The organism is uncultured Barnesiella sp., from assembly GCF_946496565.1.
Taxonomy (GTDB): domain Bacteria; phylum Bacteroidota; class Bacteroidia; order Bacteroidales; family Barnesiellaceae; genus Barnesiella; species Barnesiella merdigallinarum.
This window is the reverse complement of the sequence record NZ_CAMMHD010000004.1, coordinates 1-14,200: the sequence shown is the minus strand read 5'-3', so window position 1 is coordinate 14,200 and position 14,200 is coordinate 1. Positions and strand designations below refer to the sequence as shown.

Here is a 14,200-nt window from a genome sequence, read left to right as displayed (position 1 = left end):
GGATATAAAGCCCGGCACAAACTTGTTGAGTCAATTCATTCCGAACTTCCCATTTTTTTCTTTACGACACTCTTCAACTTCTCATTTACTTCTTGCCTGATACTTTTAGGCTGGATATAATAACTGAGTATAATTACTGTTATCACATAAAATATTTGCCATACAGCCGAATCGACCCAATAAAAAAACGCAGCTCCTCCGACCAAAAACAAGACAGGATAAATAATTTCCAAAGAGATTCTTACCGGGAAAAACTTCCACGTATCGACCATTCTGAATCCCAACATAAACAGATATGACAATATCGAAGAGAGAATTATTCCCCAGATACTCATGATACGTATAAACAAATAATTCATTATCAAATTCAAAACGGTAGTTACAACAACCCCGGGAAGATTTCTGACCGTTCGTTTAGAACACTGATAGCCCAAATCGTAAAATGCAGCCAAAGCAAAACAGAAAACCGAAATAAACATCGGATAAAGATATTGCAGACTCTCCTGATAACGGACATCAACTAACCACGAATAGTTAAGCTTCAATACAAAGACCAATATCAAAACCAACACCGTAAGGATTACACTATACGCATTAAATATTCGAGAGAAAAAAACCTCTCGATCGGGAGCTTCGTATTGTTTGATTGCCGTCTCCTGCCAAGCTTGATATACAATTACCGAAAACGTCTCGAGTATCGTAGAAAACTTCATCCCTACTGCAAAAATACCATTGGCTTCCAACCCTAAATAATGCTCTATAAACAATCGACTGGAACTACCCAACAGCCACCAGCAAATGGCATTAGGGAGCAATGGTAATGAATACTTCAAAAGAGCCCGATTCAAAGCCTTATCTTTGAAACTGACTACAAAATAGCGTTTAAATACCCGAGTCTGAAATTCGATAACCACCATCGAAACCAAGCGTGCCAATATATTGGAACAGAATATTCCGCCAATACCCATCTTCAACCAAGCTACAAAAATCAGGCTGTATAAACCTATCTGAAAAGCGGTAAGAATCCCCGCAAAAACAAACTGCTTGTTCCGTCCAAGGCCTCGTACGATTTGGATCTGAACTTCATATAGCGAAAGTGTAATAACAAAAGCGATAATCCATCCCCAATCGCGTATCTCATAAAAAAAAGAAAAGATAATGCCAACCAACAAAACCGCCAAAGATGATTGGCTTAACAATTTATACGAAAATGAAACAACCCCTCTACGGGTATATTCATCTTCATTGTCCAACAAGAATCTAAATGTACCATCCCGCAATTGGAAGGTAATAATCCCCATCGCCAAAAATGTGAGCGTAAGCACTATGTCGTAATATCCAAAATCATCTGGCGAGATAAAATAAGTATACAGCGGGACCAATAGGAAAGTGATAAGCTTAGAGCCTAAATTCCCTATAGCATAAATAAAAATATCATGTATAAACTTCGTAGCCCTATTCATACTTCTCCTATTCGCTTGGCAGAACACTCGTAGTGCTCTTTAATAACCACCGCATCTCTCGCCATGAAACCAAGCAGAATCATTACGACAATGCCCGATCCCTGCAAAAAAGCACTACCGGCAATCGATTCTATAAATAAGAACGTCATAATCAGCAGTCCTCCTTTATAGAGCGCTATGGCATCTGAGTCTACAACTGAAATTTTTATTTTTTTATACACCCATACCCAAAAATAAAAGAATATAAAAATACCTACGATTCCAAATTGGGCCAATTCGGGGAAAAAAGTATCAGAGACAAAAGGACAATCCCCTTCGAGCAACCCCCAAACTTCATCTATATTATACTCTTTATACAACAAAGAATACCCTACGTCACCCGACGAAAAGGTCGCATAGGAGGCCAAACCCGATCCCAAGAAAAAATGATCGGCCAAAACCTGTGGTGCTCGCACATACAAAACAGCCCGCGCAAAAGAATCGTCCATATTGGCTACTCCCGAGAAAAGTCCGGAAGAGATAAAGTAATAATTTATCTTTCCCCAAGCTACATACAATACAGCACACAGCACGACTGCCATCATAATCCATTGTTTCAGTTTTACCCGGGACAGGATTCCCGGTTTATACCAAAAGACGATATACATGGCTACCACAAAGAAACCATAAAATTTGGAACGGGTGCTGAAGAATCCCACAGCCAGCATAAGCATCATCACAATCTTATCTCTCTTGGTAAGCCTTTGATAGGAACAGTAATAGTATATCAAAAATAAAACCGTACTGATAATACCATAATAAGCCACATGGAAAAAGATCTTCTTTCCAGCCCCTGCAAGAATAATCGTCAGCATCAAGACACTCAGAAAGACACACAATCGTTTAAGGAATTGCTTCTGGGAAGCATCGAACCGCACACCCATGGAATAGGCGGCATAAAAAGCAATAAAGGGCTTGAGCTGGATAAAGAAGTCGTACATGATTGCCTTAGGTGTATTGTAATGCACAAAAAACAGGGAATACAATACATAAAAAAACATTATACCCACAACCAAAAACAGACCTTTATACCGCTGGTGATTCTTATTGGCCAACAAATCCAACATGCACAGGAGAGCCAACAAGAGTGTAATGAGTTCATCGGAGCTTTGGAACCATAACATTTGATAGGTATAAACTCCTGCAATGAGCATCAAGAAGAATAGCCCAAAGAATATTTTATTCAAGGAAACCATGGCTTATCCTCTTCTCGTATGTTTCTCCGAATATCCGTATGTGTGTTTTACTTCCGTGTCGTTCAGTACAAATATGACATTTTTCAACGAACCTTCTGCGGCAAAATCCATCGCATTGAATACGCTGTTCTTGGGTGTATGGTTTGCCCGGCAAACGTAGAGTGTAGCATCGGCAAAGCGAGTCAACGAGAAGGTATCGGAAACGCGCTCAACCGGAGCCGTATCGATAATGACATAGTCGTAGCGTTCCCGCAGATCGTTCATCAGACGGTCCAACTTGGACGACAGCAGCAACTCCGAAGGATTGGGCGGAACAGGTCCGGCCGTAATGACATCGAGCGACTCGGTTTGCGAATGAATCAACGAACTCTCATCCGCACCATTTTTGGCTACCAAATAATTGATCAAACCGGAAGCCGATGACAGTCCCAGATAATTGGCAATTTGAGGGCTGCGCAAATCCAGGTCGACCAAGACCGTACGCTTGCCGGTCATGGCAATCGCATAGGCCAGGTTGAGGCTGACAAACGATTTACCCTCACCCGGCTCGGACGAAGTTACCAACAGTACCCGCTTTTCATTTCCGGGCAAGATGAACTGCAAGTTGGAGCGCAACAAACGGAACATCTCGGCTACCGGCGAATTGCTGTGACCCTTCATCACTACATAATCGGTCGACAAATTGTGCCCTATCTCGCCAGCCACAGGCAGATTGGTCAAACGGCGCAGGTCGTTGCGGGTAGCAAACTTGACGTTGAAAATACTCTTTCCATAAAGATAAATGACTGGTAGTACCAGACCCACGCCAAAGGCAATCGCCAGCAACAGCAACGACTGGGGTGATACCGGTTTGCTTTTACTGTACGCCGCATTGACAATACGACATTTGGGCGAGGTCGAAGCCAAGGTCATGGCATTCTCCTCACGTCGTTTCATCAAGAAGGTATACAGTTCGTTTTTAATCATCTGATTCCGCTTGATATCCAGGTAGGCTCTCTCCTGCTCAGGGAATCCACGAAGTCTATTCTTAAACTCGGCTTCCTGCTTCTTCAAATCGGCACGAGCTATATCCGAGCTCTCCTTGGCCTTAGATACCGTGTTCAAGATATTCTCACGCATGGCATCAATCTGAGCCGTAAGCGTAAGCAACGACAAGTTCGAGTCCTTGGCCGTACGCAACAGACGCATCCGCTCCAGCAACAACTTGTTATACTCGTTGATAGCCTCGGCAGCACCCTTATCGGGAAGACCGGTTGTAACCGGCACCAACGAATATTTGTTTTCGGGCCTATTCAAGAAACTATCTACCATCGAGATAATCGAGTATTGCGTCTCGGCCTCGAGCAACAGTTTGCGATACTGGCTGTTGGCCTCAAGAATAATTTTGGCCTCAGAGTTAATATCCGAGAGGTCGTTTTCCCGTTTATACTGTTCGATAACCCGCTCGGCCTCATGCAACTCGTTCTCGACCGTTATCAAACGATCATCGATAAAGGCCAGCATGTTTTCTGCTTTCAGGTTTTTATTCAGCACGGCATCCTCGTTATAACACTCAATGAGAGTGTCGAGTATGTCTTGTCCTCTACGTCGATTCGAATCTTCGATTTTCAAAGAGATGCCATTGGCTTTTTTATCCGACAAATCAATTTCAAGACGTTTCGATAAAAGCTCAGCCTGCACATCGTACCCATTGACATGAGCCACAAAGTCCAACTTTTTCCCAGGTGTATAATAGGGAGTCTTATCAATGACTATCCCCTCTCCATAATCGACTTTTACCGGGAACGAGGTAGCTTCGGCCTCTGCCAAAGTTTCAAAGAATCCCCGCTTCAGCACCACCTTGATCTTATCACTCGACTTGTCGGTCTGCACTTTCACAACAAATCCGGAGACCAGAGTATCCAACATCGACTCGGGTACATCGACCGTAATAGGCGAATTGCCATAATACTCGGTCTTGCTGAAAAAATTCTTCTTGCTCGTATATACCTTGTTCAACTCCAAGCGCTGCACCATTTCGCGAATGATGGTATGAGACGAAATCACCAGAATCTCATCGTTTACCGAACCTCCGCCTATCATACCATCCAGAGAGAAACCACCGCCCGATACCCCAGACATCAAAGACGACAAACTACCACTACTCCCTTTTTTCTCATCTTCATTGACCAGAATATCGGCCAACACTTCGTATTGTGGCTTGGCTATCTTTAGATAGCATGCGACCAAGGCCACGCACACCACTACAGAACCGACAAAGAGGTACCATTTCCTGCAAATCGCACGCCACAAGGCTACGACATCGACACTATCGTTTCTTCTTTCGGAGGTATAATTTTCTTCCATAAACGGGATATTTTCTTTTTATTTAATGAACAGCGCTATGGCCAACGAAGCCAATACCGAAATTGCACTCACTACCGTACCGGCTACCGAGATTCGATACGAAGCCAACTGGTTATAATCCGAGTTGTTGCGCTGGGCCCGGTTGGGCATGACATAGACTACATCGTTTTGCTTCAAATAGAAATAGGGCGACTCGAACAACGACTTGTCGGTCAAGTCGAAACGATGGAATATGCGCTTACCATTCTCTTCGCGTATCAGGAGTACATTCTTGCGCTCGCCATAGATAGTCAGGTCACCGGCTGCACCAATGGCATCGAGAACCGACACCCGTTCGGTTTGCACCGGTATTTGTCCCGGATTCTTCACCTCGCCCAATACAACGACTTTGAAGTTCATAAACTGTACCAGCACAAAGGGATCTTCCAACTCGGGACGAATCTTGTCTTCGATATATTTGGCCAACTCGTTACGAGTCATTCCGGCAGCGTGAATACGCCCTACAATCGGGAAATAAATATCACCATCACGGCTTACGGTATACACCTGCAGATTGGGAACAATCGTAAGTTCCTCTTTTCCAGGCTCAGAATAAGAGACTGCAGGCAAATTGTAAGGTGCAGCAGCATCGGGTACAACCGACGAAACGGTAATAGAAAGCATATCGTCGGGGGCAATACGCAACTCGTAATTACCTACATCGACCTGGCCGCTTACCTGCTCTGCATCCAAATTTTCAAAATAAGTCGTCTTATTGGTAGCACACGACGTGAGCACCAACAAAAGGGCAAAAATACTTAACCGGTTTATTTTCATTACACTATTTTTTTCTTCCCGGAATTTCCAGAAAATAATTCTAATTTATAACGATGTACCCCCCTCGTTTATTATATCGCCCCTCTTATCTTTTGACAGTTTTCATAACAGTTTTTTACCCTATTTTCTTTAATCTTCGAAAAGATTCTTACTATCAAAATCTTAACCGTCTTTTCAAAAATTCAATCGCTTTTCCTACAAATGATTTAAACGGGCCATAAGGCTCCTTGTTTGAAAAAGTTTATGTACGTTTGTAACACTTTTTGATATACGTTATGGACTTGAACTTTTCTTGGAATCTCTCCCTCCCCGAAATATATGGAGTCGGGATATTTGCTTTGATTTGGATTATCGAAATAGTGTATCAATTCTACCTGTTCGATCGCCCGTTCCGTTTTTACAAAAAGAGCGAAAAGGGTAAAATCTCATATTCTTCCGAACGCCCGCCCCTATCGGTCATCGTCTATGCCCAGAACGATGCCGAGAACCTTATCCAGTTCATGCCCCGTATCCTGAACCAGGATTATCCGCAATTCGAAGTTATCGTGGTCAACGACGACTCGACCGACGACTCGAAAGACATCCTCACCGCTCTGCAGACTCAATACGACAACTTATACCACACCTATGTACCCGAAGGGTCGCGCAACCTGAGCCACAAAAAACTAGCTCTCACGCTCGGAGTGAAAGCAGCCCAATACGACATCGTCGTATTCACCAATGCCAACTGCTGCCCGCCCGACAGCCAATGGTTGGCCGCCATCGCCCGCAATTTTGTACCGGGCACCGACATTGTGCTGGGCTACACCTCCATGCAATCGAAAGAGAAAGCCCCCCACGATTTCGGCTACTACATCTACGACAAATTGCTCTTTACACTGCGTTACCTCTCGTTTGCCCTCATCGGGCGTCCCTACATGGGCGAGAGTTCCAATTTGGCCTATCGCAAAGAGCTCTTCTTCAAGAACAAGGGTTTCTCAAAGCACTTGCATCTGCACTATGGCGACGACGACCTATTTATCAATGAGATAGCTACCCGAGAAAACACCCGGGTAGAACTCTCACCCTCTTCTCAAATGGCAGCCTCCTATCACGATAACTACGGGGCCTGGAAAGAACTGAAACTGCAATACGACTTCACCTCGAAATACCTGCATACGGCAGCCAAAGCGGTATTCGGGTTGGGCAAGGTGTTCGACTATGCCTTCAACATCCTGTTTATCCTGCTGTTGGCCTGGGGGCTCCTGAACAACTGGCTCTTAGCCATCATCGCCCTGTTGCCCGCGGTGTCGATTTTTGTCATCAAAGCGGTGGTATACCGGCGTGCCTCCCGAGTATTGCACGCCCCTTGCTACACGTTTGCCCTGCCCCTCTTCTCGTTTTTGCAACCGTGGGTAAACCTCTATTTCAACATCATAGGTTCAGCCTCCCGGAAAAAGAATTTCACTTGGCGATAACCAGTCATACCTCATCGGGGCCCGGCAAAAATCAGGGTATAAAAAAACGAAGAGGCCATGCCGCTCAAGCGGGGCACGACCTCCTCGATTATCTGAACTTTGTACCTTCGTACCAAGCGGCGGCTATTTAACCGCGATTTTCTTCTTCTCCGATACGGCAGGGGCGCTCTTTTTGGGAATCTTCACCGTCAACACGCCGTTGTTCTGGCAAGCCTCGATGGCATCGGTATCGACATTATCGGGCAAGATGAGGGTCTGTTGAAATTGAGAATAAGAGAACTCCCTGCGCAGATAGCGCCCCTTCTTACTCTTCTCGTCTTCCTCTTGTTTACGCTCGACCGTGATTACCAGATGATTGTCTTTATCGACCGTAATTTCAAAATCGTCTTTGGTAATACCGGGAGCCGCAATCTCTACCTCATAGGCCTTCTCGGTCTCTACAATGTTGATAGCCGGGGCGGCACTGTTGGTCTTGGCAATCCACTCGTTGCCGAAAAAATCGTTGAAAATACCGGGGAGCCAGTTTTGTTGATGCTTTGCAGGTGTCATAATCTTTACCTCCTAAATAAGTTTATACGTTAAGTCGACGGACAGTTTGTCGCGTCGTTCTCCCTTACAACAAAGAGGCCCGCCCTTTGGCTTGGATAGAGGGCGTTAAAGTTGACGAGAAAAGCTCAAAAAGCGTTACGGCTCCACCACTATATCGTAACGCAGTACCTTATAGGTAACGACAAAGGGCCGACCCGAGACGCGAGTCGGAGGAGAGTCGACATGGTAATAGTTGCGCGAACGGTCGAAACTGTCGATTTCGCACTTGCGCGTGGTCCCGGGCAAAAGGTCGCAATCGACCGTCTGGGTGCGATAGTCGATCATCTGACCACCGGGGTCGCGGTAGAAGAGTTGGAGCACGACCCGCGAGAGCCTGAACGGCGTATTGTTGCGCAGCAGAAAGCTCTCGCGCGTATCGCTCATGCGCTTGTCGAAGGCCAGCATGTCGACCGCCAGCGGCGAAAAGCGCAACGCGCCATAAAGCGTCGAGTCGTTATCGTCCTTCCCCTCCCGTACAATGGGACTCGGGTCGGTGTCGACCGCCGGCTTGTCCATCTGTCTCGTCGAGATTTTGGGCACAGCTCTCTTGCGAGGCATGATGCCCGACGACTGCCCCCACATGGGCAGTACCGACAGTCCCACCACGAAGGCGAGAAGGAGCATCTTCTTCATAACCACACGCTTTTACAAATCCATACTAGCGAAATCAATAGCGTAAATATCAACAGATTACGAGCCGTTCCACCCAATAGTGGATTCAAGGCAACGCCACGGCGACGCCCCATCTCTACCCAAGTCGTCACATGTAAAATCAGGTACAGCACCACGGGAACCAACCCTTCGTAATAGGGAGCCAAGGGGAGCAGCGACGGCAACACCAGCCCCACGGCCACAAAGCCGTTGACCAGGTACCACCCGCGGGCAAAGGGACGGCCGAAAAGGACCACCGTCGTGCGCTTGTTGGCAGCTGCATCCTCCTCCATGTCGCGGTAGTTGTTCACCAACAGGATATTGATCGATAGCAACCCCATGGCAATGGAGAGGAGAAAGACCGCCATATCGAAATGCAACGCCTGCACGTAGTAGGTGAAGTTGACGGCTATCAATCCGAAAAAGAGGAAGACCGTGAGGTCGCCCAGCCCGTGATAGGCCAACGGATAGGGCCCTGCCGTATAGGCCAGTGCAAAGAGTGCGATAACAATACCCACGGGTATCAGCCACCACCCGGCAAAAAAGACAAGCCCCAGCCCCACCAGACAAGCCAACCCCAACACCAGGAACGTGCCCACGAGCATGGCTCGCGGCGAAATGTCGCCCGAGGCTACAGCCCGGCGAGGGCCTACCCGCTGGGCCGTATCGCTGCCCTTCACGTAATCGAAATAGTCGTTGGCCATGTTGGAGGCAATCTGCGCCAACAGGGCAAACAACAGGCAAAGGAGTGCCGGGGCCCAACGGAAGGATCCGTCGTAAAAGGCATAGGCCGAAGCGGCTATCACCGGACTCGCCGAGGCCGGCAGGGTGCGGGGACGAGCCGCCGAAATCCAACTCTTATTCATTATTCTTTTCTTCTTTCTCTTCTTGATCGTCTATTTTGAAACAGGCCCGTATCGAGCTGCGTATCGTCTCGGCTTCGGGGTGATTGTCGCGCAGTATCGTGAGGATTATCCGCAGATACTTGTCTTTATTGGCCAAGCCGCACAGGTTGCACACGTTGCTGTTGGTGACCATCGACTTCTGGTTATAGACCTTCAGCACCGACCGGTAATCCCGATTTTTGACAAAGGTACGAAATTGATTGCAAATGTTGTTATACAAGCCTCGCACGTCGGTATCGTCGGTCAGGTGGTCGATGTGGTCTTCAAACGAAGCTATGTCGTTGAACCGACGGTCTATCTTGTACTCCAGATTGCGCCGTATGCGGTGCCGCGTATGCAGCAATGCCTGCGACTCGATCTCCTGCGCAAAGAGCTGAATGACGTTGTTCTTCACAATCTCGAACACCTTGTTGGCATTGCGCTTCATGCGCCGGGCCACAGCCTTGATTACCCCCTCGAGCATCAGCAGATTCTCCACCTCGGCCACCTCGGGCACATAGATGTGACGGCTGCGCAGATACTCGACCTCGCGCTCGGTGCGCCGGTCGCGGTCGACGATACCTCGCGATTCGAGGTGGTGTATCTCCTTCAAGTCGGCAAAGGCTCGTGTAGCCTCGATTACCTTGTTGCAACCGCCCAACGGCTTCACGATATACTCGGGGAAAATATAGGGATAGAGCTTCACATCGATACTGCCCGTAGCTGCCCCCTCAATAAAAAGCACCGGTTTGCGGCTGCCCAATATATCGAGATACATGCCCTCGGGGAAAGAGTCGCTGTCGTTGATAAACTCGTAGTCCCAGGTCATGTGCTCGGCATCGAACGACCGCACCCAGATACAAGTGCTCTCGACCCGCGACGCGGCAAAGTCGATGTCGTGCGTCAAATAGACAAAGGTACAGTCCTTGCGCAGGCTCTCGATGGAATCCCACAACGATTTCAAGATGGAGTGATGCAGATAAAATTCGGGGTCCTCGACCAGAATCACGGCATCGGGCATAGCATAGAGCACCCCCGCGATGTAGTAAAGCACCGCCTTTTCGCCCGAACTCAGGCGCAACGGGTTGAAGGGTTCGGAGTCCTCGCTCTGAATCAGCAGCTTGCCTTCGGCCCGCAGCATCTTGTTCTTGGGGAATATGCGTTCCCACAACTTCTGCACCCGGTCCAGACGGGTACGGGGCAACTCCACATGCCCCCCTTTCTGTACCTCGAACTTGTAGCTGAACAGATTGCGAAACTCCTCGCTCAGCAACAAGAAAAGCAACTGGTCAAACTCGGTAGGAGTCTCTTTCGAGACGTAGTGCGAACGATCGATAGCCTCCTTGTACTGCGCCTCGATAGAGCCGGGCCACACCTCGTGCGGCGGCATAAGGCACAGTGCCTTCTGTGCCGAAAGCCAAAAGGCGTGCTCCTTGCTCTGGCGGGCTATTTCCAAACCGAAACGGCTCTTGCCCGCACCATTGGCACCAATCACGGTTACGGTTCGCGACGACAATTTATCGCCCGGCAAACCATTGTTTTTTTTCGGGAGCGATATTTCCATGGTACACGTTTTAATGTTACAGAAATCCTTTCTCAAAAATAACTATTTTCGGGAATAATCCATACAAGATACCGAACTATTTTTCTACATTTGTAAAACCGTAGGATACGGTTCGGCACGGGCAAACCGGGGAAAATATAGTTCCGCAGCCTCTGCCTCTCCGTATCGTTGAATACGATTTTTAACCGCTAACTCATCAAAACTATGTTTTCAGGAATTGTCGAAGAAGCCGCTCCCATCGTAGCCCTCAAACACGATAACGGCAATCTGCACCTCACGCTCAAGAGTTCGTTCACGCACGAATTGAAGATAGACCAAAGCGTCGCACACAACGGCGTATGCCTCACCGTGGTCGACATCGACGGCGACTGCTACACCGTCACCGCCATACAGGAGACTCTCGACCGCACCAATCTGGGCTCGCTCAAGGTAGGCGACAAGGTGAACCTCGAGCGCAGCATGCTCATGAACGGCCGCCTCGACGGCCACATCGTGCAGGGCCACGTAGACCAGACAGCCCGTTGCGAACGAATCGACCTGGTCGACGGCAGCCGCTACTACACCTTCGTCTACGACCTCGACCCCAAGATGGCCGCCAAGGGCTACATGACCGTCGAGAAGGGCTCGGTAACGGTCAACGGCGTGAGCCTCACCGTATGCAACTCGCAGGATAACAGCTTCCAGGTGGCCATCATCCCCTACACCTACGAGCACACCAACTTCCACCAAATCGAAGTCGGCAGCATCGTCAACCTCGAGTTCGACATCATCGGCAAATACATCAGCCGCATCATGCACTTCGAAAAAGCATAAACTGCCATGACCGATATTTATGAACTCATTGCCCACCGGCAGAGCGACCGGCAGTACGACCCCAACCGTCCGGTAGAGCCCGAAAAGGTAGCCCGCATCGTCGAGGCTGCCCGCCTGGCCCCTTCGGCCTGCAACGCCCAGCCGTGGCACTTCATCGTGGTCGACGAGCCCGAGCTGCGCAACCAGGTAGCCGACGCCGTGGCCAGCCGTCTGCTGGGGATGAACCACTTCACCAAACAGGCCCCCGTGCACATACTTGTGGTCGAAGAGCGACCCAACTTCACGGCCGGCATCGGCGGTATCATCAAAGACAAGCAATTCCCGCTGCTCGACATCGGTATTGCCGCCGCCCACATCACCCTCGCCGCCACCGCCGAAGGGCTGGGCAGCTGCATCCTCGGCTGGTTCGACGAAAAAGCTGTCCGCCGTCTGCTCCACATCCCCGACAAAAAACGGGTCCTGCTCGACATCGTGCTGGGATACTCTACCCAACCCCTGCGCGAGAAGAAACGCAAACCCGCCAGCGAGGTGATTTCGTATAATAAATACTGAGACCTCACTCCATAGTATAGACACAGCCGGGCAGGACTATCCTACCCGGCTGTGTCTGTCTATTTTATTTATTCGTTACACTCTTTATCATAGACAATCGAGACGAGCTATCATGGCTGATATCCGTTTTGAATAGCCAGATTCTTCCAATACTCGGCCTGTTTGCTGTCCTGATTAACACCTAATCCCTCCTCATAGCAAATGCCCAAACTGTATTGAGCCTCAGCATCGCCTTGCTCGGCGGCCTTCCGCCACCAATAAATAGCCTGCCCATAATCTTGTGAAACCCCTTGTCCTTCAGCATAACAAACAGCCAAATTGTGTTGAGCCCGAGCATCTCCCTGCTCGGCGGCCTGACGATACCAATAAACGGCCTGCCCATAATCTTGTGACACGCCTTCTCCTTCAGCATAACAAACAGCTAAATTGTGCTGAGCCCAAGCATTTCCCTGCTCAGCAGCCTGACGATACCAATAAACGGCCTGCCCATAATCTTGTGAGATTCCCTGTCCTTCTTCAAAACAAAGAGCTAATCTGAACTGAGCCGGAGCATTTCCTCGCTCGGCAGCTTGGCGTATCAATTCGACTCCCTTCTCTTCATTCATGTAGATACCCAACGAATCGTTGCCGGTCAAATACTCTAATCCTAAGCGATACAACGCCTCGGAGGTTGTATCGTTAACTACCGTAGGTACAACACCCCATACTCATAAAGGCATGAACAGGAGAGCAAAAACTATTTTTCTGTACATCGTCTTTTATGTTTTTCAATCATGTATAGATTTCATTTGTAAACAAATATAGTAAAAAAGTTAAAAAACAAGGTCATCGAGATAAAGAACTTTTCTCTACCCCCTCTGTAAACAAAAGAAAAACACATATCCAGCAACTTCACCAGACTGTAAACTACGACTGCCAACCAAATAAAAAGAGACTATCAAACGTAATAAGAGACAAACACAACTATAAACAGAAAAATTATATTGTATATTTGCTCACGAAACCCTAATCCTTGTATAATATGAAACCGATAAAACTTTTCTATCAAACGCTCTGTCCCTTCTGCAAACGGGCTTTCAGTTACATCGACGAACTGAAAAAACGGCCTGAATACAAAGACATCGTTATCGAAACGATCGAAGAGACCGAGCATCCCGACATCGCCGACCAATACGACTACTACTATGTGCCCACTTTCTACATCGGCGACAAAAAAGTACACGAAGGCGGTATCTACCCCAACGAAGTCGAAGCCATCTTCAAAAAAGCGCTGGAGGCATAAACGATCTCCCACACCCATATAACTGCCGTATCGAGGTCAATCCTGCACTCTATTGACGTAGGAAATACTCGATGCGGCTTGTTTTTAGAAGTCATCCCTTTGCTTATGGTCGTGTCACCCCGCACAACGATACGGGGTCCAGTTCATGACCTAAGAGGAATAGCAACAGTGACTCTTCCCCGGATATTTCTGGATTCCGCGTCGGGGTGCGGTATGACTAAGGGTGTCACCTCGCACTCGATGCGCACCGTGTCACCCCGCACCCGATGCGGGGTCCAGGAAAGTGAATCTTACGGGTAATCTTGTCGGTGTGACTAGATGCCGCATCCAAGTGCGGCATGACCGAAGCTCGCAGCCCAGTCCGGCCTATGGGAGAAAGCGGTGGGAAAAATGACGGAGAGGGACGAACAAGGGAAAAAGATGTTTGAGCCGGAGCGAATCAGTCGAAGGGCCCGGAGCAGTAAAGCCTGTGGAATAACGGTGTGGAGCAAGCTCGGCGAGTTCTTTTTCCCCGGGCCTCGCAGTCATTTTTCAGCTTTCGGACATCAG

The 14,200-nt window shown here is 48.4% G+C and carries 13 protein-coding genes; 4 read left to right on the top strand and 9 right to left on the bottom strand.

Annotated features, from left to right (window positions below; genetic code table 11):
• Nucleotides 1-35: 35 nt before the first annotated feature.
• From Q1K76_RS03100 to Q1K76_RS03085, 4 genes are read right to left on the bottom strand one after another with little or no spacing between them, the layout of a single operon-like run.
• Nucleotides 36-1,463 carry a lipopolysaccharide biosynthesis protein gene (locus tag Q1K76_RS03100; protein WP_087408645.1) on the bottom strand — a complete coding sequence of 476 codons (1,428 nt, stop codon included), beginning with the start codon at nucleotides 1,461-1,463 and terminating at the stop codon, nucleotides 36-38.
• Nucleotides 1,460-2,698, bottom strand: coding sequence for a hypothetical protein (locus Q1K76_RS03095; RefSeq protein ID WP_300130971.1), 1,239 nt, complete (start codon nucleotides 2,696-2,698; stop codon nucleotides 1,460-1,462). The genes Q1K76_RS03100 and Q1K76_RS03095 overlap by 4 nt, the downstream gene beginning before the upstream one ends.
• A gap of 3 nt (nucleotides 2,699-2,701) precedes the next feature.
• Complete coding sequence (locus Q1K76_RS03090) at nucleotides 2,702-5,044, bottom strand: polysaccharide biosynthesis tyrosine autokinase (RefSeq protein WP_300130969.1); 2,343 nt, start codon at nucleotides 5,042-5,044, stop codon at nucleotides 2,702-2,704.
• A gap of 18 nt (nucleotides 5,045-5,062) precedes the next feature.
• Complete coding sequence (locus tag Q1K76_RS03085; RefSeq protein ID WP_087408648.1) at nucleotides 5,063-5,860, bottom strand: polysaccharide biosynthesis/export family protein; 798 nt, start codon at nucleotides 5,858-5,860, stop codon at nucleotides 5,063-5,065.
• 338 nt (nucleotides 5,861-6,198) lie between these two features.
• Between Q1K76_RS03085 and Q1K76_RS03080 the strand changes: the two genes are divergently transcribed.
• Nucleotides 6,199-7,317 carry a glycosyltransferase gene (locus tag Q1K76_RS03080; protein WP_300130967.1) on the top strand — a complete coding sequence of 373 codons (1,119 nt, stop codon included), beginning with the start codon at nucleotides 6,199-6,201 and terminating at the stop codon, nucleotides 7,315-7,317.
• 123 nt (nucleotides 7,318-7,440) lie between these two features.
• Here Q1K76_RS03080 and Q1K76_RS03075 read toward each other — a convergent pair whose 3' ends face one another.
• From Q1K76_RS03075 to Q1K76_RS03060, 4 genes are all read right to left on the bottom strand, one after another.
• Entirely contained in the window at nucleotides 7,441-7,866 is a 426-nt protein-coding gene (locus Q1K76_RS03075) for an Hsp20/alpha crystallin family protein (RefSeq protein ID WP_087408649.1), read from the bottom strand.
• A 135-nt stretch (nucleotides 7,867-8,001) separates the two neighbouring features.
• Nucleotides 8,002-8,538, bottom strand: coding sequence for a hypothetical protein (locus Q1K76_RS03070; protein WP_258328160.1), 537 nt, complete (start codon nucleotides 8,536-8,538; stop codon nucleotides 8,002-8,004).
• Nucleotides 8,535-9,422: a 1,4-dihydroxy-2-naphthoate polyprenyltransferase gene (locus Q1K76_RS03065; protein WP_087408651.1), complete on the bottom strand. Its 888-nt coding sequence runs from the start codon at nucleotides 9,420-9,422 to the stop codon at nucleotides 8,535-8,537. The genes Q1K76_RS03070 and Q1K76_RS03065 overlap by 4 nt, the downstream gene beginning before the upstream one ends.
• Nucleotides 9,415-11,004 (bottom strand): DUF4435 domain-containing protein, encoded by a 1,590-nt coding sequence (locus Q1K76_RS03060; protein ID WP_087408652.1) that lies wholly within the window; start codon nucleotides 11,002-11,004, stop codon nucleotides 9,415-9,417. Before Q1K76_RS03060 ends, Q1K76_RS03065 begins: the two co-directional genes overlap by 8 nt.
• A 204-nt stretch (nucleotides 11,005-11,208) precedes the next feature.
• Here Q1K76_RS03060 and Q1K76_RS03055 point away from each other — a divergent pair, with 204 nt between their 5' ends.
• Both Q1K76_RS03055 and Q1K76_RS03050 read left to right on the top strand, forming a co-directional pair.
• The gene (locus Q1K76_RS03055) at nucleotides 11,209-11,817 is read left to right on the top strand and encodes a riboflavin synthase (protein WP_087408653.1); all 609 of its coding nucleotides are present in this window, start codon (nucleotides 11,209-11,211) and stop codon (nucleotides 11,815-11,817) included.
• Nucleotides 11,818-11,823: 6 nt separating this feature from the next.
• The gene (locus Q1K76_RS03050; protein WP_258328159.1) at nucleotides 11,824-12,369 is read left to right on the top strand and encodes a nitroreductase family protein; all 546 of its coding nucleotides are present in this window, start codon (nucleotides 11,824-11,826) and stop codon (nucleotides 12,367-12,369) included.
• Nucleotides 12,370-12,479: 110 nt separating this feature from the next.
• Here the strand turns inward: Q1K76_RS03050 and Q1K76_RS03045 are convergent, their stop codons facing one another.
• Entirely contained in the window at nucleotides 12,480-13,028 is a 549-nt protein-coding gene (locus tag Q1K76_RS03045) for a tetratricopeptide repeat protein (RefSeq protein ID WP_300130961.1), read from the bottom strand.
• A 362-nt stretch (nucleotides 13,029-13,390) separates the two neighbouring features.
• Here Q1K76_RS03045 and Q1K76_RS03040 point away from each other — a divergent pair, with 362 nt between their 5' ends.
• Entirely contained in the window at nucleotides 13,391-13,651 is a 261-nt protein-coding gene (locus Q1K76_RS03040) for a thioredoxin family protein (RefSeq protein WP_300130959.1), read from the top strand.
• Nucleotides 13,652-14,200: the final 549 nt, after the last annotated feature.